28 protein-coding genes are annotated in these 14,701 nt (G+C 64.6%); all 28 read left to right on the top strand.

Annotated elements, in window-relative coordinates; all coding sequences use genetic code 11:
• On the top strand, window positions 1-91 hold a 91-nt coding region (locus tag H2037_RS16845), incomplete at its 5' end, for a 30S ribosomal protein S10 (protein WP_365833964.1).
• A 21-nt stretch (window positions 92-112) separates the two neighbouring features.
• Window positions 113-862, top strand: a complete 750-nt coding sequence (gene rplC, locus H2037_RS16840; protein WP_292124275.1) for a 50S ribosomal protein L3 — start codon at window positions 113-115, stop codon at window positions 860-862.
• Complete coding sequence (gene rplD / locus H2037_RS16835) at window positions 862-1,500, top strand: 50S ribosomal protein L4 (RefSeq protein WP_292124273.1); 639 nt, start codon at window positions 862-864, stop codon at window positions 1,498-1,500. The genes rplC and rplD overlap by 1 nt, the downstream gene beginning before the upstream one ends.
• Complete coding sequence (locus H2037_RS16830; RefSeq protein ID WP_008260292.1) at window positions 1,500-1,802, top strand: 50S ribosomal protein L23; 303 nt, start codon at window positions 1,500-1,502, stop codon at window positions 1,800-1,802. The genes rplD and H2037_RS16830 overlap by 1 nt, the downstream gene beginning before the upstream one ends.
• Window positions 1,803-1,806: 4 nt before the next feature.
• Entirely contained in the window at window positions 1,807-2,643 is an 837-nt protein-coding gene (gene rplB, locus H2037_RS16825; RefSeq protein ID WP_008259904.1) for a 50S ribosomal protein L2, read from the top strand.
• A gap of 2 nt (window positions 2,644-2,645) precedes the next feature.
• Complete coding sequence (rpsS, locus tag H2037_RS16820) at window positions 2,646-2,924, top strand: 30S ribosomal protein S19 (RefSeq protein WP_183203624.1); 279 nt, start codon at window positions 2,646-2,648, stop codon at window positions 2,922-2,924.
• Window positions 2,925-2,927: 3 nt separating this feature from the next.
• Window positions 2,928-3,308, top strand: coding sequence for a 50S ribosomal protein L22 (gene rplV, locus H2037_RS16815; protein WP_008262904.1), 381 nt, complete (start codon window positions 2,928-2,930; stop codon window positions 3,306-3,308).
• Window positions 3,308-4,063, top strand: coding sequence for a 30S ribosomal protein S3 (gene rpsC / locus H2037_RS16810; RefSeq protein ID WP_183194940.1), 756 nt, complete (start codon window positions 3,308-3,310; stop codon window positions 4,061-4,063). The genes rplV and rpsC overlap by 1 nt, the downstream gene beginning before the upstream one ends.
• A 3-nt stretch (window positions 4,064-4,066) precedes the next feature.
• Window positions 4,067-4,507: a 50S ribosomal protein L16 gene (gene rplP / locus H2037_RS16805; RefSeq protein ID WP_292124265.1), complete on the top strand. Its 441-nt coding sequence runs from the start codon at window positions 4,067-4,069 to the stop codon at window positions 4,505-4,507.
• Window positions 4,507-4,704: a 50S ribosomal protein L29 gene (gene rpmC / locus H2037_RS16800; RefSeq protein WP_008263673.1), complete on the top strand. Its 198-nt coding sequence runs from the start codon at window positions 4,507-4,509 to the stop codon at window positions 4,702-4,704. The genes rplP and rpmC overlap by 1 nt, the downstream gene beginning before the upstream one ends.
• Window positions 4,705-4,714: 10 nt before the next feature.
• Complete coding sequence (rpsQ, locus tag H2037_RS16795) at window positions 4,715-4,957, top strand: 30S ribosomal protein S17 (protein WP_008262472.1); 243 nt, start codon at window positions 4,715-4,717, stop codon at window positions 4,955-4,957.
• Window positions 4,958-4,975: 18 nt separating this feature from the next.
• Window positions 4,976-5,344 (top strand): 50S ribosomal protein L14, encoded by a 369-nt coding sequence (gene rplN / locus H2037_RS16790; protein ID WP_003164378.1) that lies wholly within the window; start codon window positions 4,976-4,978, stop codon window positions 5,342-5,344.
• A gap of 1 nt (window position 5,345) precedes the next feature.
• The gene (rplX, locus tag H2037_RS16785; RefSeq protein WP_292124262.1) at window positions 5,346-5,654 is read left to right on the top strand and encodes a 50S ribosomal protein L24; all 309 of its coding nucleotides are present in this window, start codon (window positions 5,346-5,348) and stop codon (window positions 5,652-5,654) included.
• Window positions 5,654-6,214, top strand: coding sequence for a 50S ribosomal protein L5 (rplE, locus tag H2037_RS16780; RefSeq protein WP_292124260.1), 561 nt, complete (start codon window positions 5,654-5,656; stop codon window positions 6,212-6,214). Before rplX ends, rplE begins: the two co-directional genes overlap by 1 nt.
• A gap of 19 nt (window positions 6,215-6,233) precedes the next feature.
• Window positions 6,234-6,539: a 30S ribosomal protein S14 gene (rpsN, locus tag H2037_RS16775; protein ID WP_008259854.1), complete on the top strand. Its 306-nt coding sequence runs from the start codon at window positions 6,234-6,236 to the stop codon at window positions 6,537-6,539.
• A 15-nt stretch (window positions 6,540-6,554) separates the two neighbouring features.
• On the top strand, window positions 6,555-6,953 hold the full coding sequence (gene rpsH / locus H2037_RS16770) for a 30S ribosomal protein S8 (protein ID WP_249750398.1): 399 nt from the start codon (window positions 6,555-6,557) through the stop codon (window positions 6,951-6,953).
• Between the two features lies 1 nt (window position 6,954).
• Complete coding sequence (rplF, locus tag H2037_RS16765; protein ID WP_292124258.1) at window positions 6,955-7,488, top strand: 50S ribosomal protein L6; 534 nt, start codon at window positions 6,955-6,957, stop codon at window positions 7,486-7,488.
• Between the two features lie 3 nt (window positions 7,489-7,491).
• Complete coding sequence (rplR, locus tag H2037_RS16760) at window positions 7,492-7,848, top strand: 50S ribosomal protein L18 (RefSeq protein WP_292124256.1); 357 nt, start codon at window positions 7,492-7,494, stop codon at window positions 7,846-7,848.
• A gap of 12 nt (window positions 7,849-7,860) precedes the next feature.
• Complete coding sequence (gene rpsE, locus H2037_RS16755) at window positions 7,861-8,469, top strand: 30S ribosomal protein S5 (protein WP_271164723.1); 609 nt, start codon at window positions 7,861-7,863, stop codon at window positions 8,467-8,469.
• A 3-nt stretch (window positions 8,470-8,472) separates the two neighbouring features.
• Entirely contained in the window at window positions 8,473-8,661 is a 189-nt protein-coding gene (gene rpmD / locus H2037_RS16750; protein WP_183194946.1) for a 50S ribosomal protein L30, read from the top strand.
• Between the two features lie 261 nt (window positions 8,662-8,922).
• Window positions 8,923-9,516, top strand: coding sequence for a 50S ribosomal protein L15 (rplO, locus tag H2037_RS16745; protein ID WP_292124253.1), 594 nt, complete (start codon window positions 8,923-8,925; stop codon window positions 9,514-9,516).
• Window positions 9,517-9,647: 131 nt separating this feature from the next.
• On the top strand, window positions 9,648-11,027 hold the full coding sequence (gene secY / locus H2037_RS16740; protein WP_292124251.1) for a preprotein translocase subunit SecY: 1,380 nt from the start codon (window positions 9,648-9,650) through the stop codon (window positions 11,025-11,027).
• Between the two features lie 31 nt (window positions 11,028-11,058).
• Window positions 11,059-11,619 (top strand): adenylate kinase, encoded by a 561-nt coding sequence (locus tag H2037_RS16735; RefSeq protein WP_292124249.1) that lies wholly within the window; start codon window positions 11,059-11,061, stop codon window positions 11,617-11,619.
• An 81-nt stretch (window positions 11,620-11,700) separates the two neighbouring features.
• The gene (locus H2037_RS16730) at window positions 11,701-12,384 is read left to right on the top strand and encodes an energy transducer TonB (RefSeq protein WP_292124247.1); all 684 of its coding nucleotides are present in this window, start codon (window positions 11,701-11,703) and stop codon (window positions 12,382-12,384) included.
• 171 nt (window positions 12,385-12,555) lie between these two features.
• On the top strand, window positions 12,556-12,924 hold the full coding sequence (gene rpsM, locus H2037_RS16725) for a 30S ribosomal protein S13 (protein WP_026108555.1): 369 nt from the start codon (window positions 12,556-12,558) through the stop codon (window positions 12,922-12,924).
• Window positions 12,925-12,933: 9 nt separating this feature from the next.
• Window positions 12,934-13,323, top strand: coding sequence for a 30S ribosomal protein S11 (gene rpsK, locus H2037_RS16720; RefSeq protein ID WP_008264180.1), 390 nt, complete (start codon window positions 12,934-12,936; stop codon window positions 13,321-13,323).
• A 94-nt stretch (window positions 13,324-13,417) separates the two neighbouring features.
• Entirely contained in the window at window positions 13,418-14,437 is a 1,020-nt protein-coding gene (locus H2037_RS16715) for a DNA-directed RNA polymerase subunit alpha (protein WP_292124245.1), read from the top strand.
• 107 nt (window positions 14,438-14,544) lie between these two features.
• The coding region (locus tag H2037_RS16710; RefSeq protein ID WP_292124277.1) for a L17 family ribosomal protein at window positions 14,545-14,701 on the top strand (157 nt) is incomplete at its 3' end.

The raw sequence follows: 14,701 nt of genomic DNA, 5'->3' as shown, positions 1-14,701 counted from the left end.
GCTCGACATCGTCGACCCCACCCCGCAGACCGTGGACGCGCTCATGAAGCTCGACCTGTCCGCCGGCGTGGACGTCGAGATCAAGATTTAAAGTAGAAAGAGGCGGGATCCGATGCGCACGGGCGTGATCGCCAAGAAGCTGGGCATGACCCGCGTGTTCGCCGATGACGGCGCGCACGTACCGGTCACTGTGCTGCAGCTCGACGGCTGCCAAGTCGTCGGCCAACGTACCCAGGAGCGTGACGGCTACGTCGCTCTCCAGCTGGGCGCTGGCACGAAGAAGGCCAAGAACACCAACAAGGCTCAACGCGAGACCTTCGCCAAGGCGGAAGTCGAACCGAAGGCCTATGTGACCGAGTTCCGCGTCGATGCGGAAGGTCTGCTGGACGTGGGCGCCGAACTGTCGGCCGAACACTTCCTGGTGGGCCAGAAGGTCGACATCCAGGGCGAGACCATCGGTAAGGGTTTCGCCGGCGCCATGAAGCGCTGGAACTTCGGCGGCCTTCGCGCCACCCACGGCGTCTCGGTCTCGCACCGTTCGCACGGTTCGACGGGTAACCGTCAGGACCCGGGTCGCACCTTCCCCGGCAAGAAGATGGCCGGCCACTATGGCCAGGAAGTCGTCACCCAGCAGAACCTGACCGTCGTCCGCGTGGACGCCGAGCGTGGCCTGATCCTGATCAAGGGCGCTGTCCCGGGTCACGACGGCAGCTACGTCAAGGTTCGCGACGCCATCAAGAAGGCTCGCCCGGCCGAGGCCCCGTTCCCGGGCGCCGTCAAGTCGAGCAAGTCTGCTGCTCAACCCGCCTCGTCCCCGGCTGAAGAAGCTCCTGTCGAAGCGACCGAAGGCGGTGAAGCGTAATGAAACTCTCTGTCATCCAACTCGACGGCAAGGCCGCCGGCGACGTGGATCTGTCGGACGCCGTCTTCGGCATCGCTGACATCCGCGGCGACATCCTGGCCCGCACCGTCAACTGGCAACTGGCCAAGCGCCGCGCCGGTACGCACAAGGTTCAAACCCGCAACGAGAACTCTCGTACGGGCAAGAAGATGTACAAGCAAAAGGGCACCGGCGGCGCTCGTCACGGTTCGCGCCGTGCACCGCAGTTCGTCGGCGGTTCGCGCGCCTTCGGTCCGGTCGTTCGCGACCACGGCTTCTCGCTGCCGAAGAAGATCCGCGCGCTGGCCCTGCGTCACGCCCTGTCCTCGAAGGTGAAGTCCGGCGACCTGATCGTCGTCGACACCGTCTCGGTCAAGGAAGCCAAGACCGCCTCGCTGCGCGAGACGCTCGGCAAGCTGGGCTGGACCAAGGCTCTCATCATCGCGGGTCCGGAAGTCGACACGAACTTCGGCCTGGCTGCACGCAACATCCCGCACATCGACGTGCTGCCGAACGCCGGCCTGAACGTCTATGACATCCTGCGGGCTGAAAAGCTGGTGCTGACCAAGGCCGCCATCGAGGCGATCGAAGCCCGCTTCAGCGATAAGGAAGCCGCGTAATGGCCGCTCAACCTACCGCCAAGCACTACGACACCATCCTGGCTCCGGTGATCACCGAGAAGGCCACGATCCTGTCCGAGCAGAACAAGGTCGTCTTCCGCGTCGCCGACACGGCGACCAAGGACGAGATCGCCGCGGCGGTCGAAAGCCTGTTCAAAGTCAACGTCCTGAAGGTCAACACCCTGGTTCAAAAGGGCAAGACCAAGCGTTTCCGGGGTATCCTGGGTCGCCGGGTCGACATCAAAAAAGCAATCGTGACCCTGGCCGACGGCCAGTCGATCGACGTGACCACGGGGCTCTGATCAGATGGCCTTGAAACATTACAATCCGACCTCGCCGGGCCGCCGCGCCCTCGTGCTGGTCGACCGTTCGGAGCTCCACAAGGGCCGTCCGGAAAAGTCGCTGACCGAAGGCCTGACCAAGTCGGGCGGACGCGGGCAGGGCGGTCGCATCGCGGTCCGCTTCCGCGGCGGCGGCGCCAAGACCCTGTACCGCAAGATCGACTTCAAGCGTCGCAAGTGGGACATGGTCGGCACGGTCGAGCGTCTGGAATACGACCCGAACCGCACGGCCTTCATCGCGCTCGTGACCTACGAGGACGGCGAGAAGACCTATATCATCGCGCCGCAACGCCTTAAGGCCGGCGACACGGTGATCGCGGGCGAAAAGACCGACGTGAAGCCGGGCAACGCCATGCCGCTTCGCTCGATGCCGGTGGGTACGATCATCCACAACATCGAAATGAAGCCGGGCAAGGGCGCTCAGCTGGCCCGTTCGGCCGGCGCCTACGCCCAGCTGGTCGGCCGCGATCAGGGCTACGCCCAGATCCGTCTCGGCTCGGGCGAACTTCGCATGGTCCTGGACGGCTGCATCGCCACTGTGGGCGCGGTTTCGAACCCCGACCACATGAACCAGAACCTCGGCAAGGCCGGTCGCAAGCGTCACATGGGCTTCCGCCCGCACGTTCGCGGCGTCGCCATGAACCCGATCGACCACCCGCACGGTGGTGGTGAAGGCCGGACCTCTGGTGGTCGCACCCCGGTTACACCGTGGGGTAAGGACACCAAGGGCACCCGTACCCGCAAGAACAAGGCTACGGACAAGTACATCATCCGTACCCGCCACGTTAAGAAGGCTCGCTAAGAATGGCCCGCTCCTCCTGGAAAGGCCCGTTTGTCGACGGGTATCTGCTCAAGAAGGCCGACGCCGTTCAAACGTCGGGCCGCAAGGACGTGATCAAGACCTGGTCGCGCCGCTCCACCATCCTGCCGCAGTTCGTCGGTCTGACGTTCGGCGTCCATAACGGTCAGAAGCACGTTCCCGTGTCGGTCTCGGAAGAGATGGTCGGCATGAAGTTCGGCGAGTTCGCCCCGACCCGGAACTTCCCCGGTCACGCGGCGGACAAGAAGGCCAAAAGGAAGTAACTGATGGCCCAGACCAAGAACATTCGTCGGGTCGCCCCGACCGAGGCCCGCGCCAAGCTGGTCAACGTGCGCATCAGCCCGCAAAAGCTGAACCTGGTCGCCGCATCGATCCGCGGCATGCCGGTTCAGAAGGCGCTGAACGAGCTGGAATTCAGCCGCAAGCGCATCGCAACCGACGTCCGCAAGGTCCTGTATTCGGCGATCTCGAACGCTGAGAACAACCACAACCTCGACATCGACAACCTGGTCGTCGCCGAGGCCTTCGTGGGCAAGAACCTGGTGATGAAGCGTTTCGCGAGCCGTGCTCGTGGCCGCTCGTCGCGCATCCTGAAACCGTTCAGCGAGATCACCATCGTGGTCCGTGAAGCCGGCGAGGCCGCCTGATGGGTCAGAAAATCAATCCGATCGGTCTGCGCCTCGGCGTGAACCGTACGTGGGACAGCCGTTGGTTCGCCGCAGGCGCCGACTATTCCCGCCTGCTGCACCAGGACCTGAAGCTGCGCGAGTGGCTGCGGGAACGCCTGGCCGCCGCCGGCGTGTCGCGCATCATCATCGAGCGCCCGCACAAGAAGTGCCGCATCACCATCTACGCCGCCCGTCCGGGCGTCGTGATCGGTAAGAAGGGCGCCGACATCGAGAAGCTCCGCAAGGACATCTCGGCCCGGACTGAAGGTGAAGTTCACCTGAACATCATCGAAGTCCGCAAGCCGGAAACCGATGCGCAGCTGATCGCCGAGAACATCGCCCAGCAGCTCGAGCGTCGCGTGGCCTTCCGCCGCGCCATGAAGCGCTCGATGCAGTCGGCCATGCGTCTGGGCGCCAAGGGCATCCGGATGAACGTCTCGGGTCGTCTGGGCGGTGCGGAAATCGCGCGGATGGAATGGTATCGCGAAGGTCGCGTGCCGCTTCACACCCTGCGGGCCGACATCGACTACGGCTTCTACGAAGCCAAGACGACCTACGGCATCATCGGCGTGAAGGTCTGGGTGTTTAAGGGTGAAGTGCTCGAGCACGACCCGATGGCCCAGGACAAGCGTTGGGCCCAGGAAGCGTCGGGTCCGTCCTCGAACGAAGGCCGCGAACGCGGCGGCCCCCGTGGCGACCGCGGTCCGCGTCGCGACCGGGGACGTGAGAACTAAGTCATGTTGCAACCGAAGAAGACCAAGTACCGCAAGGCCTTCAAGGGCCGCATCCACGGCTCGGCCAAGGGCGGCTTCTCGCTGAACTTCGGCTCGTACGGCCTGAAGACGCTGGAGCCGGAACGCATCACCGCGCGTCAGATCGAGGCGGCTCGCCGCGCGATCACTCGCCAGATGAAGCGTCAGGGCCGCGTCTGGATCCGCGTCTTCCCCGACCTGCCCGTCACGGGCAAGCCGGCCGAAGTCCGGATGGGTAAGGGCAAGGGCGCCGTGGACCACTGGGCCGCGCGCTGCCACCCGGGCCGCATCCTGTTTGAAATCGACGGCGTTCCGGACGATGTCGCCCGCGAAGCGCTCCGTCTCGGCGCCGCCAAGCTGCCGGTCCGCACCAAGGTCGTGACCCGTATCGACGCCGGCGTGGCTCACGTTGAGGAAGCCGCCTAATGACCAAGATCGCCGATCTGCGGTCGCAAACGACCGACCAACTGTCCGACGAGCTGCTGAAGCTCAAGAAGGAACAGTTCAACCTGCGCTTCCAGGCGGCCACCGGCCAAATGGAAAAAACCCACCGCGTGGGTGAAGTGCGCAAAGACATCGCCCGCATCTCGACGCTTCTGCGCGAGAAGCGTGCGGCCTCGTAAGGAAACGAATATGCCCAAGCGAATTCTTGAAGGCGTGGTCGTGTCCGACAAGGGCGAGAAGACCGTCGTCGTGAAGGTGGAGCGCACGCTGCTGCACCCTGTTCTGAAGAAGATCGTTCGTCTTTCGAAGAAGTATCACGCGCACGACGAAGCCAACGCGCTCAAAGTCGGCGACATCGCTCGCATCGTCGAGTGCGCCCCGAAGTCCAAGTTGAAGCGCTGGGAAGTCCTTTCCAACGCCTCCGCCTCGTAATCAGAAGGATCTGATCTTATGATCCAGATGCAAACTAACCTGGAAGTGGCCGATAATTCGGGCGCCCGCCGGGTCATGTGCATCAAGGTGTTGGGCGGCTCCAAGCGCCGCTACGCCTCGATCGGCGACACAATCGTCGCCTCCGTGAAGGAAGCCATCCCGCGTGGCCGCGTGAAGAAGGGCGACGTCGTTCGCGCCATCGTCGTGCGCACCGCCAAGGACATCCAACGCAAGGACGGCTCGGTCATCCGTTTTGACAAGTCGGCCGCCGTCATCGTCAACAAGCAGAACGAGCCTGTCGGCACGCGGATCTTCGGCCCGGTTCCCCGCGAACTGCGCGCCAAGAACCACATGAAGATCATCTCGCTGGCTCCGGAGGTCCTGTAACATGGCCGCCAAGATCAAGAAGGGCGACCGCGTCGTCGTCCTCACCGGCAAGGACAAGGGCCGCACGGGCAACGTGCTGAAGGTCCTGCCCACCGAAAACCGCGTCCTCGTCGAAGGCGTCAACATGGTTCAGCGCCACACGCGCCCGACCCAGGCTGACCCGCAGGGCGGTATCAAGAACAAGGAAGCCTCGCTTCACCTGTCGAACGTCGCGATCGCCGACGCCAACGGCAAGGCGACCCGCGTCGGCTTCAAGATCGATGGGGACACCAAGGTCCGCATCGCCAAGACGACGGGAGACGTCATCTGATGGCTACCGAGAAATACACCCCGCGCCTCAAGGCCGAATATCAGGCCCGCATCCGTGCGGAAATGAAGACCAAGTTCGGCTATACGAACGAAATGCAGGTGCCCAAGCTGGACAAGATCGTCCTGAACATGGGCATCGGCGAAGCCGTCGCGGACTCCAAGAAGGCGAACGCCGCCCTCAAGGATCTGACGGCCATCGCCGGTCAGAAGGCCGTCGCCACCAAGGCCCGTAACTCCATCGCCGGCTTCAAGCTGCGCGAAGGCATGGTCATCGGCGGCAAGGTCACCCTGCGCGGCGACCAGATGTACGAGTTCCTGGACCGGTTCATCACGATCGCGCTGCCGCGCGTGAAGGATTTCCGTGGTCTGAAGGGCACCTCGTTCGACGGTCGCGGCAACTACGCCACCGGTCTGAAGGAACACATCGTGTTCCCCGAGATCAACTACGACCAGATCGACCAGATGTGGGGCATGGACATTGTCGTCTGCACCACGGCCAAGACCGATGAGGAAGCCAAGGCTCTCCTCACCGAGTTCAAGTTCCCGTTCGTGAAGAACTGAGCGGGAAGGGAAGAGAACAATGGCTAAGAAAAGCGCCGTAAACCGCAACGAAGCCGTCAAGGCCCTGGTTGCGAAGTATGCCGCGAAGCGGGCTGCCCTGAAGGCGACCGCCAACGACGAAAACCTGCCGCTTGAGGAGCGCTTCGACGCGCGCCTGAAGCTGGCTGAACTGCCGCGCAACTCCGCGCCGACCCGTATTCGCAACCGTTGCGAAGTGACCGGTCGTCCGCGGGCGTTCTATCGCAAGCTCAAGATGAGCCGGATTGCGCTGCGTGAACTCGGCAACCAGGGCCAGATCCCTGGCCTGACCAAGTCGAGCTGGTAAGGGGAGCGAACAGACATGATGATCAACGATCCCCTGAGCGACATGATCGCTCGCATCAAGAACGCGGCGACCCGCAAGCGTTCCAAGGTGCTGACCCCGGCCTCCCGTCTGCGCCAGCGCGTCCTCGACGTGCTGCAGGACGAAGGCTACATCCGCGGCTACAACCTGGTTCAGAACCCGGGTGAGTTTCCGCAGTTCGAGATCGAGCTGAAGTATTTCGACGGTCAGCCCGTCATCGCCGAGATTTCGCGCGTGTCCAAGCCGGGCCGCCGGGTCTATTCGGCGATCGGCGATCTGAAGCCGGTCAAGAACGGCCTCGGCATCTCGATCCTTTCGACTTCGAAGGGCGTCATGTCGGACGCCTCCGCTCGCGACGCCAATGTCGGCGGCGAAGTCCTCTGCAGGGTCTACTGATATGTCCCGTATTGGCAAGAAAACCATCGCCGTGCCGAAGGGCGTGACTGTCACGCTCGACGGCCAGAACGTCGTCGTGAAGGGTCCCAAGGGCGAACGCTCCTGGACCGTCGCCGACGAGATCGAAGTCACGCGCGAAGGCGACGAACTGTCGCTGGGTCTGCGGGCCGACACGCAACGCGGTCGCGCGATGTGGGGCCTGTCTCGCACCCTGGTCGACAACATGGTCGTCGGCGTCACCACCGGCTTCGAGAAGTCGCTGGAGCTGGTCGGCGTGGGTTACCGCGCCGCGATGAAGGGCGACGCCCTTTCGCTGCAGCTCGGCTTCTCGCATGAAGTCGACATCGCTCCGCCGGCCGGCGTCAGCTTTGCTGTTCCGAAACAGACCGAAATCAAGGTTCTGGGCGCGGACAAGCAGGCTGTCGGTCAGATCGCCGCGGTCATCCGCAAGCTGCGTCCGCCGGAGCCCTACAAGGGCAAGGGCGTCCGTTACGCGGGCGAAAAGGTCCGTCGCAAGGAAGGCAAGAAGAAGTAAGTCATGGCTCTTTCTCTTCGACAACAAGCCAAGCGCCGCTCGGAGCGCACCCGTCGCCGCCTGAAGGCCGTCGCCAACGGTCGTCTGCGTCTGTCGGTGTACCGTTCGGACAAGAACATCTCGGCCCAGATCATCGACGACGCCCAGGGCGTGACCGTCGCTTCGGCCTCGTCGCTGGAAGGCGGCAAGGGCTCCAAGGGTTCGGACACGGCCGCAGCCGCCGCGATCGGCAAGCTGATCGCCGAACGCGCCATCGAGAAGGGCGTCAAGGACGTCGTCTTCGACCGTGGCGAGTACATCTATCACGGCCGGGTCAAGGCGCTGGCGGAAGCCGCGCGCGAAGCCGGCCTGAACTTCTAAGGGACGCGAAGCATGGCGCATCAACCCCAGCGCGGCGGCGGCGGCAACGATCGCAACCGTCGTGACAATCGCAACGCTCCCGCTGTCGACGGTCCGGATTCGGACATCGTCGAAAAGCTGGTGCACATCAACCGCGTCGCCGCCACCGTCAAGGGTGGCCGCCGGTTCTCGTTCGCGGCCCTGATGGTCGTCGGCGACGGCAAGGGCCGGGTCGGCTTTGGTCACGGCAAGGCGCGCGAAGTGCCGGAAGCCATCCGCAAGGCGACCGAAGAAGCCAAGAAGACCATGATCCGCGTTCCGCTGCGCGAGAACCGCACCCTGCACCACGACGGCAACGGCCGTTGGGGCGCCGGCAAGATCATGATGCGCGCCGCCCCTCCCGGGACCGGCGTCATCGCGGGCGGTCCGATGCGCGCCGTGCTCGAAACCCTCGGCGTCCAGGACGTCGTGGGCAAGTCGACCGGTTCGTCGAACCCCTACAACATGATCCGCGCGACGTTCGAAGCGCTGAAGGTCCAGTCCTCGCCCCGTCAAGTCGCGTCCAAGCGCGGCAAGAAGGTCGCGGATCTGATGGGCCGTCGCAACGACGGCGCCTCGGCGCCCGAAGCTGTGGAGTCCTAAGTCATGGCCGAGCAAAAGACCGTCACCGTCAAGCAGACCGGTTCGCCGATCCGCCGCAAGAACGACCAGCGCGCCACCCTGGTGGGCCTGGGTCTGAACCGCCTGGGTCGCGAGTCGACCCTGGAAGACACCCCCTCGGTTCGTGGGATGATCGCCAAGGTCGCCCACCTGACCGAGATCGTCGAAAAGTAAGACAAAGACTCTCCCTCCCCCTCGGGGGAGGGCAGGTCGCGCAAGCGACCAGGTGGGGGCGGCTCGGCAAGAGTCGCCTTTACTGCTGTTCGGGGAGCCGCTATAGCGCCCGACCTTGAGATATCCGGGACTGGCTCGCCGAGCCCTTCCCACCCGGTCGGCTTCGCCGACCACCCTCCCCCGAGGGGGAGGGAGACGATAAACTTTGAACGCCGAGTTCGGACGAATGTCCGGGCGCTAGCACCCGAAAGGATCAGGCATATGAAACTGAACGAAATCCGCGACAACGAAGGCGCACACAAGAAGCGCATGCGTGTCGGCCGTGGCCCCGGTTCGGGCAAGGGCAAGACCTCGGGCCGCGGCGTCAAGGGTCAGAAGTCGCGTACCGGCGTCAGCCTGCTGGGCTTCGAAGGCGGCCAGATGCCGCTGTACATGCGTATGCCCAAGCGCGGCTTCAACAATCCGAACGCCCTGAAGCTGGCCGAAGTGAACCTGTGGCGCCTGCAGGACGCCATCGACGCCGGCAAGCTGGACGCCAAGTCGGAAATCAAGGGCGACGCCCTGGTCGCCGCCGGCGTGATCCGTCGCGTCAAGGACGGCGTGCGTCTGCTGGGCACCGGTGAACTGAAGCAGGCCCTGAACCTGGTCGTCTGGTCGGCCACCTCGGGCGCCATCAAGGCCATCGAAGCCGCCGGCGGCTCGGTCGTCCAAGAACGTATCGCCGCCGAAGCCAAGGCCGCCGCGCGCGTCGAAAAGCGCAACGCCGCCAAGGGCAAGGTCCCGGCTCCGAAGGCGCCGCGCGGCGACGAGAACAAGATCTCGGCCCGCACCAAGCGTACGGCCGACAAGGCCTGAACACCGCGTCGTCGCGGCGCTGTATCGGCCGTGGCCTGATTACACCTGCGACGACGAAACAACGGAAGCGGCCCTCGCATGAGGGCCGCTTTCCGCCTATCTGACGACTCAGTCAGTCGTGGGGACGCATAATGGCTTCGGCCGCAGAACAACTCGCCGCCAATATGAACATGGGCTCGTTCGCGAAAGCGACCGAGCTGCACAAGCGCCTGCTGTTCACGCTGGGCGCCTTGCTGGTTTATCGCATCGGCACCTATGTGCCGATCCCGGGCATCAATTCGCAGGCCTTCCTGCAGTTCTTCCAGGACCCTTCGGGGCAGCGCGGCATCCTGGACATGTTCAACATGTTCTCGGGCGGCGCGGTCGAGCGTATGGCCATCTTCGCCCTGAACGTCGCGCCCTATATCTCGGCGTCGATCATCGTGCAGCTGATGGGCACGGTGTACCCGCCCTGGGAGAAGCTGAAGAAGGAAGGCGGCGAGAGCGGCCGCAAGCAGCTGAACCAGTACACCCGTTATCTGACGGTGTTCCTGGCTCTGGCCCAGTCGCTGGGCATTGCTGCGGGCCTGAACGCCCAGCCTGGTCTGGTCGACAATCCGGGGATCTTCTTCCTGGTCTCGACCGTCGTGACCCTGACCGGCGGCACCATGTTCCTGATGTGGCTGGGCGAACAGGTGACGGCGCGCGGCGTAGGCAACGGCATCTCGCTGATCATCTTCGCCGGCATCGTGGCGGTCTTGCCGTCCACCATCGCCCGGATGCTGGGTCTGGCCCAACAGGGTCAGATGTCGGCCTTCGCCCTGCTGTTCATCGCCGTTCTGGCCGTGGCTACCGTGGTCTTCATCGTCTTCATGGAACGGGCGCAGCGTCGTCTGCTGATCCAGTATCCGAAGCGCCAGGAAGGCAATCGGATGGCCGGCGGGGAACGTTCGTTCCTGCCGCTGAAGGTCAACACCGCCGGCGTCATCCCGCCGATCTTCGCCTCGTCGCTGCTGATGCTGCCGACAACTGTGGCCAGCCTGACGGCCAACGCAGACCTGCCAGGCTATCTCAGCTGGCTGCCGCTGGTGACGTCGCAGCTGACCCATGGCCAACCGCTGTTCATGGCCCTGTACGCCGCCCTGATCATCTTCTTCTGCTTCTTCTACACCTCGATCACCTTCAACCCGGAAGACACGGCCGAGAATCTGCGGAAATACGGCGGCTTCCTGCCGGGCATCCGTCCGGGCAAGCGCACGGCCGAATATCTGGACTATGTCCTGACCCGTCTGACGGTGATCGGCGCGGCCTATATCACCGCCGTCTGCCTGCTGCCGGAGTTCATGGTCGCCCAGATGGGCAACAGCCTGTACTTCGGCGGAACGTCTATCTTGATCGTGGTCTCGGTTACGATGGACACTGTCGCCCAGATTCAGTCGCAACTGCTGGCCCACCAGTATGAAGGCCTGATCAAGAAGGCCAAGCTGCGGGGTCGCGGCGGTCGTGGCGCGCCCACGCCGGCGCGTCGCTGATTAGATTGTAGAAGCCTGGGGAGGGCTACGCGTGAACTTGATCCTGTTCGGACCGCCGGCGGCGGGCAAGGGGACACAGGCCAAGCGACTGGTCGAGGAGCGGGGCATGGTCCAGCTTTCGACCGGCGACATGCTGCGGGCCGCGATCGCCTCGGGCTCGGAACTGGGGCTCAAGGTCAAGGACGTGCTGGCCCGCGGCGACCTGGTCACCGACGAGATCGTCATCGCTCTGATCGAAGACCGCCTGCCGGAGGCCGAGGCCGCCGGCGGCGCCATCTTCGACGGCTTCCCCCGCACGGTCGCCCAGGCCGAGGCTCTGGACGCCATGCTGGCCAAGCGCGGTTCCCAGATCGACGCCGTCGTGCGGCTGAAGGTCGACGACGCCGCCCTGCTGGAGCGGATCGCCAAACGCTATGCCGACCAGGGGCGCCCCGACGACAATCCGGAGACCTTCGTGGTGCGTCTGGACGCCTACAACCGCAACACCGCCCCGCTGCTTCCCTACTACGAAGCCCAGGGCAAGCTGACCGAGGCCGACGGCATGGGCTCCATCGAGGCCGTGGCCAAGGCGATCGACGAAGCCCTGGCGTGACCAAACCGGACGTCGGACGTTGATCGACCGATGTCCGACGCCTTTCCCGATCCACCCGCCAGGAAAAGACGCCGTCTAGGGATGGCGGCCGTCTTCGTCGGCGTCGCCGCCGCAGAGATCGGCCTGTTCCTGCTGCTGGGCCAGGTAAGGGGGCGAGTCCCCGAGACCAGCGGCGTGGAACCCCGACCGTTCGAGATCGTCCTCTATGATCCGCCGCCGCCTCGGTCGGACCAGCCTCCGGCGCCCGAGACAGGTGGAGGCGCGCCCGCAGCCCCCTCTCGCATTCATACCCCGCCGCCGCCGAAGCAGGAGCAGCCCCGCGAACTGCCGGCGCCGCCTCGGCCCGCGCCGGAACCGGCGCTCGTCGTCGGCGTCGCTCCGGCGCCTTCGCCCGAACCGGGTTTCGGCCAGGGCGGGGAGGGGAGCGGCAGCGGATCCGGCGTCGGATCGGGGGCGGGCCCCGGCGGCGGTTCGAGCAGGCCGCGTCTGATCACGGGCCCGACCATGGCCCAGGTCCGCGCCAGCCATCCGCGCAACGCTCGCAGCCGGTATGGAAGGGTCGAACTGTCTTGCCGCATCAGACTCGACACGCGGCTGGAGGCTTGCCGTGTCGTCAGCGAAGCCCCGCCGGGTCTGGGCTTCGGCGCGGCCGGGCTGACGGTGTCCAATCTCTTCCGTTTCCAGCCTCCCACCGAGAACGGCCGTCCGGTCGAGGGGCAGCAGGTGACGGTCGGGGTCGACTTCGGACGTCCACCAGCGCGTTAGGACGTGCTATTCAGCGTCCGCCTCGGCGACGTCGGCGTACTTGCCTCGACGTAGGCGTTGACGCCCTGTGAATCATCTGTATAAGGGCGCCTTCCCGCGAAGGGCGCCACGCTCCTGGTTTGTTAACCGGAGCGTTTGTTGCGTCTGACTAACGCGTATCTGGAGAATTTCGTGGCCCGTATTGCTGGCGTCAACATCCCGACCAACAAGCGCGTTGAAATCGCGCTTCAGTATATCCACGGCATCGGCCCCGCCGCCGCCAAGGACATCACCGAGAAGGTCGGCATCGAGCCGGCTCGCCGGGTGAACCAACTGACCGACGCCGAAGTGCTGTCGATCCGCGAGACCATCGACAAGGATCACACCGTCGAGGGCGACCTGCGCCGCGAAACCTCGATGAACATCAAGCGTCTGATGGACCTGGCCTGCTACCGCGGCCTGCGTCACCGCAAGGGCCTGCCGGTCCGCGGTCAACGCACCCACACCAACGCCCGCACCCGCAAGGGTCCCGCCAAGCCGATCGCCGGCAAGAAGAAGTAAGACATAGACATGGCTAAGGAACCGGGTCGCGTAAAGAAGCGCGAGCGCAAGAACATCACCTCGGGCGTCGCCCATGTGAACGCCAGCTTCAACAACACCATGGTGACCATCACCGACGCGCAAGGAAACGCGATTTCCTGGTCGTCGGCCGGTCACATGGGCTTCAAGGGTTCGCGCAAGTCGACCCCGTATGCGGCCCAGATGGCGGCTGAAGACGCCGGCAAGAAGGCGCAGGAACACGGCGTGAAGACGCTGGAAGTGAACGTTTCGGGTCCGGGTTCCGGCCGTGAATCGGCCCTGCGCGCGCTGCAGTCCGTCGGTCTGACGATCACGACCATCCGCGACGTCACCCCGATGCCGCACAATGGTTGCCGTCCGCCGAAGCGTCGCCGCGTCTAAGCGACCCGCCGCCGCCTAAGCACCCCCATCTCCGTCCGCTCCACATGGCCTCGTCGACAAGGCCGGAGCAGGCGAAACCCGTTCGAGGGACAAAATGATCGAAAGAAACTGGCAAGAGCTGATCCGTCCCGAGAAGCCGCAGATCGAGATCGGTTCCGACGCCCAACGTAAGGCGCGTCTGGTTGCCGAACCTCTGGAGCGCGGCTTCGGTGTGACGCTCGGCAACGCGCTCCGTCGCGTTCTGCTGTCCTCGCTGCAAGGCGCGGCAGTGACCGCCATCCAGATCGATGGCGTGGTGCACGAATTCTCGTCGCTGGAAGGCGTTCGCGAAGACGTCGTGGACATCGTCCTGAACATCAAGCAACTGGCGCTGCGCATGCATGCCGAAGGCCCCAAGCGCATGACCCTGCGCGCCACGGGCCCCGGCGCCGTGACGGCCGGCCAGATCGACGTGCCGGCGGACATCGAGGTTCTGAACCCCGATCACGTCATCTGCACCCTGGATGACGGCGCGTCGATCCGCATGGAACTGACCGTCCAGAACGGCAAGGGCTATGTGGCCGCCGAGCTGAACCGTCCGGAAGATGCGCCGATCGGCCTGATCGCCGTCGACGCCCTGTATTCGCCGGTCAAGCGCGTCGCCTATCGCGTCGAGCCGACCCGTCAGGGCCAGTCGCTGGACTACGACAAGCTGCTGCTCGAAGTCGAAACCAATGGCGCCGTCTCGCCGGTTGACGCCGTGGCCTACGCCGCGCGCATCCTGCAAGACCAGCTGCAGATCTTCATCACCTTCGAAGAGCCCAAGAAGGCTGTCGAGCAGTCGGACGGCAAGCCCGACCTGCCCTTCAACCCGGCCCTGCTGAAGAAGGTGGACGAGCTGGAGCTGTCGGTCCGTTCGGCCAACTGCCTGAAGAACGACAACATCGTCTACATCGGCGACCTGATCCAGAAGACCGAGGGCGAAATGCTTCGCACCCCGAACTTCGGCCGCAAGTCGCTGAACGAGATCAAGGAAGTTCTCGCGACCATGGGGCTCAGCCTCGGCATGGACGTGCCGAACTGGCCGCCCGAAAACATCGAAGATCTGGCCAAGAAGTTCGACGACCAGATCTAAGTTCAACCCTCCGCCCGTCTCCTCTCGGGGAGAATGTCGGGGCGGTTAGAAGATTACGAGCCTAGGTCTCCCCAGGAGATACCGGGTTCGGAGTAGGAGAGACCCTGATGCGCCACGGCGCCGCCCATCGTAAACTCGGTCGCACGACCAGCCACCGCACCGCCATGTTCGCCAACATGGCCGCCTCGCTGATCAAGCACGAGCAAATCACCACGACCCTGCCCAAGGCGAAGGAACTGCGTCCCTTCGTCGAGAAGCTGGTCA

The organism is Brevundimonas sp. (assembly GCF_013912065.1).
Lineage (GTDB): Bacteria > Pseudomonadota > Alphaproteobacteria > Caulobacterales > Caulobacteraceae > Brevundimonas.
Note: the sequence above shows the minus strand (reverse complement) of the source record. Positions and strands in the feature narration are given on the sequence as shown.

What these genes read in the sequence shown, in the direction of transcription:
- rpsS (WP_183203624.1), top strand. Translation starts at nt 2,646, where the DNA reads ATGGCCCGCTCCTCCTGGAAAGGCCCGTTTGTCGACGGGTATCTGCTC.
- rpmD (WP_183194946.1), top strand. Translation starts at nt 8,473, where the DNA reads ATGGCCGAGCAAAAGACCGTCACCGTCAAGCAGACCGGTTCGCCGATC.
- rplF (WP_292124258.1), top strand. Translation starts at nt 6,955, where the DNA reads ATGTCCCGTATTGGCAAGAAAACCATCGCCGTGCCGAAGGGCGTGACT.
- rpsC (WP_183194940.1), top strand. Translation starts at nt 3,308, where the DNA reads ATGGGTCAGAAAATCAATCCGATCGGTCTGCGCCTCGGCGTGAACCGT.
- rplO (WP_292124253.1), top strand. Translation starts at nt 8,923, where the DNA reads ATGAAACTGAACGAAATCCGCGACAACGAAGGCGCACACAAGAAGCGC.
- rplP (WP_292124265.1), top strand. Translation starts at nt 4,067, where the DNA reads ATGTTGCAACCGAAGAAGACCAAGTACCGCAAGGCCTTCAAGGGCCGC.
- rplD (WP_292124273.1), top strand. Translation starts at nt 862, where the DNA reads ATGAAACTCTCTGTCATCCAACTCGACGGCAAGGCCGCCGGCGACGTG.
- rpsQ (WP_008262472.1), top strand. Translation starts at nt 4,715, where the DNA reads ATGCCCAAGCGAATTCTTGAAGGCGTGGTCGTGTCCGACAAGGGCGAG.
- rplC (WP_292124275.1), top strand. Translation starts at nt 113, where the DNA reads ATGCGCACGGGCGTGATCGCCAAGAAGCTGGGCATGACCCGCGTGTTC.
- rplX (WP_292124262.1), top strand. Translation starts at nt 5,346, where the DNA reads ATGGCCGCCAAGATCAAGAAGGGCGACCGCGTCGTCGTCCTCACCGGC.
- rplE (WP_292124260.1), top strand. Translation starts at nt 5,654, where the DNA reads ATGGCTACCGAGAAATACACCCCGCGCCTCAAGGCCGAATATCAGGCC.
- rpmC (WP_008263673.1), top strand. Translation starts at nt 4,507, where the DNA reads ATGACCAAGATCGCCGATCTGCGGTCGCAAACGACCGACCAACTGTCC.
- rplV (WP_008262904.1), top strand. Translation starts at nt 2,928, where the DNA reads ATGGCCCAGACCAAGAACATTCGTCGGGTCGCCCCGACCGAGGCCCGC.
- H2037_RS16715 (WP_292124245.1), top strand. Translation starts at nt 13,418, where the DNA reads ATGATCGAAAGAAACTGGCAAGAGCTGATCCGTCCCGAGAAGCCGCAG.
- rpsN (WP_008259854.1), top strand. Translation starts at nt 6,234, where the DNA reads ATGGCTAAGAAAAGCGCCGTAAACCGCAACGAAGCCGTCAAGGCCCTG.
- rpsK (WP_008264180.1), top strand. Translation starts at nt 12,934, where the DNA reads ATGGCTAAGGAACCGGGTCGCGTAAAGAAGCGCGAGCGCAAGAACATC.
- rpsH (WP_249750398.1), top strand. Translation starts at nt 6,555, where the DNA reads ATGATGATCAACGATCCCCTGAGCGACATGATCGCTCGCATCAAGAAC.
- rplN (WP_003164378.1), top strand. Translation starts at nt 4,976, where the DNA reads ATGATCCAGATGCAAACTAACCTGGAAGTGGCCGATAATTCGGGCGCC.
- secY (WP_292124251.1), top strand. Translation starts at nt 9,648, where the DNA reads ATGGCTTCGGCCGCAGAACAACTCGCCGCCAATATGAACATGGGCTCG.
- H2037_RS16730 (WP_292124247.1), top strand. Translation starts at nt 11,701, where the DNA reads ATGGCGGCCGTCTTCGTCGGCGTCGCCGCCGCAGAGATCGGCCTGTTC.
- rpsE (WP_271164723.1), top strand. Translation starts at nt 7,861, where the DNA reads ATGGCGCATCAACCCCAGCGCGGCGGCGGCGGCAACGATCGCAACCGT.
- rplB (WP_008259904.1), top strand. Translation starts at nt 1,807, where the DNA reads ATGGCCTTGAAACATTACAATCCGACCTCGCCGGGCCGCCGCGCCCTC.
- rplR (WP_292124256.1), top strand. Translation starts at nt 7,492, where the DNA reads ATGGCTCTTTCTCTTCGACAACAAGCCAAGCGCCGCTCGGAGCGCACC.
- H2037_RS16830 (WP_008260292.1), top strand. Translation starts at nt 1,500, where the DNA reads ATGGCCGCTCAACCTACCGCCAAGCACTACGACACCATCCTGGCTCCG.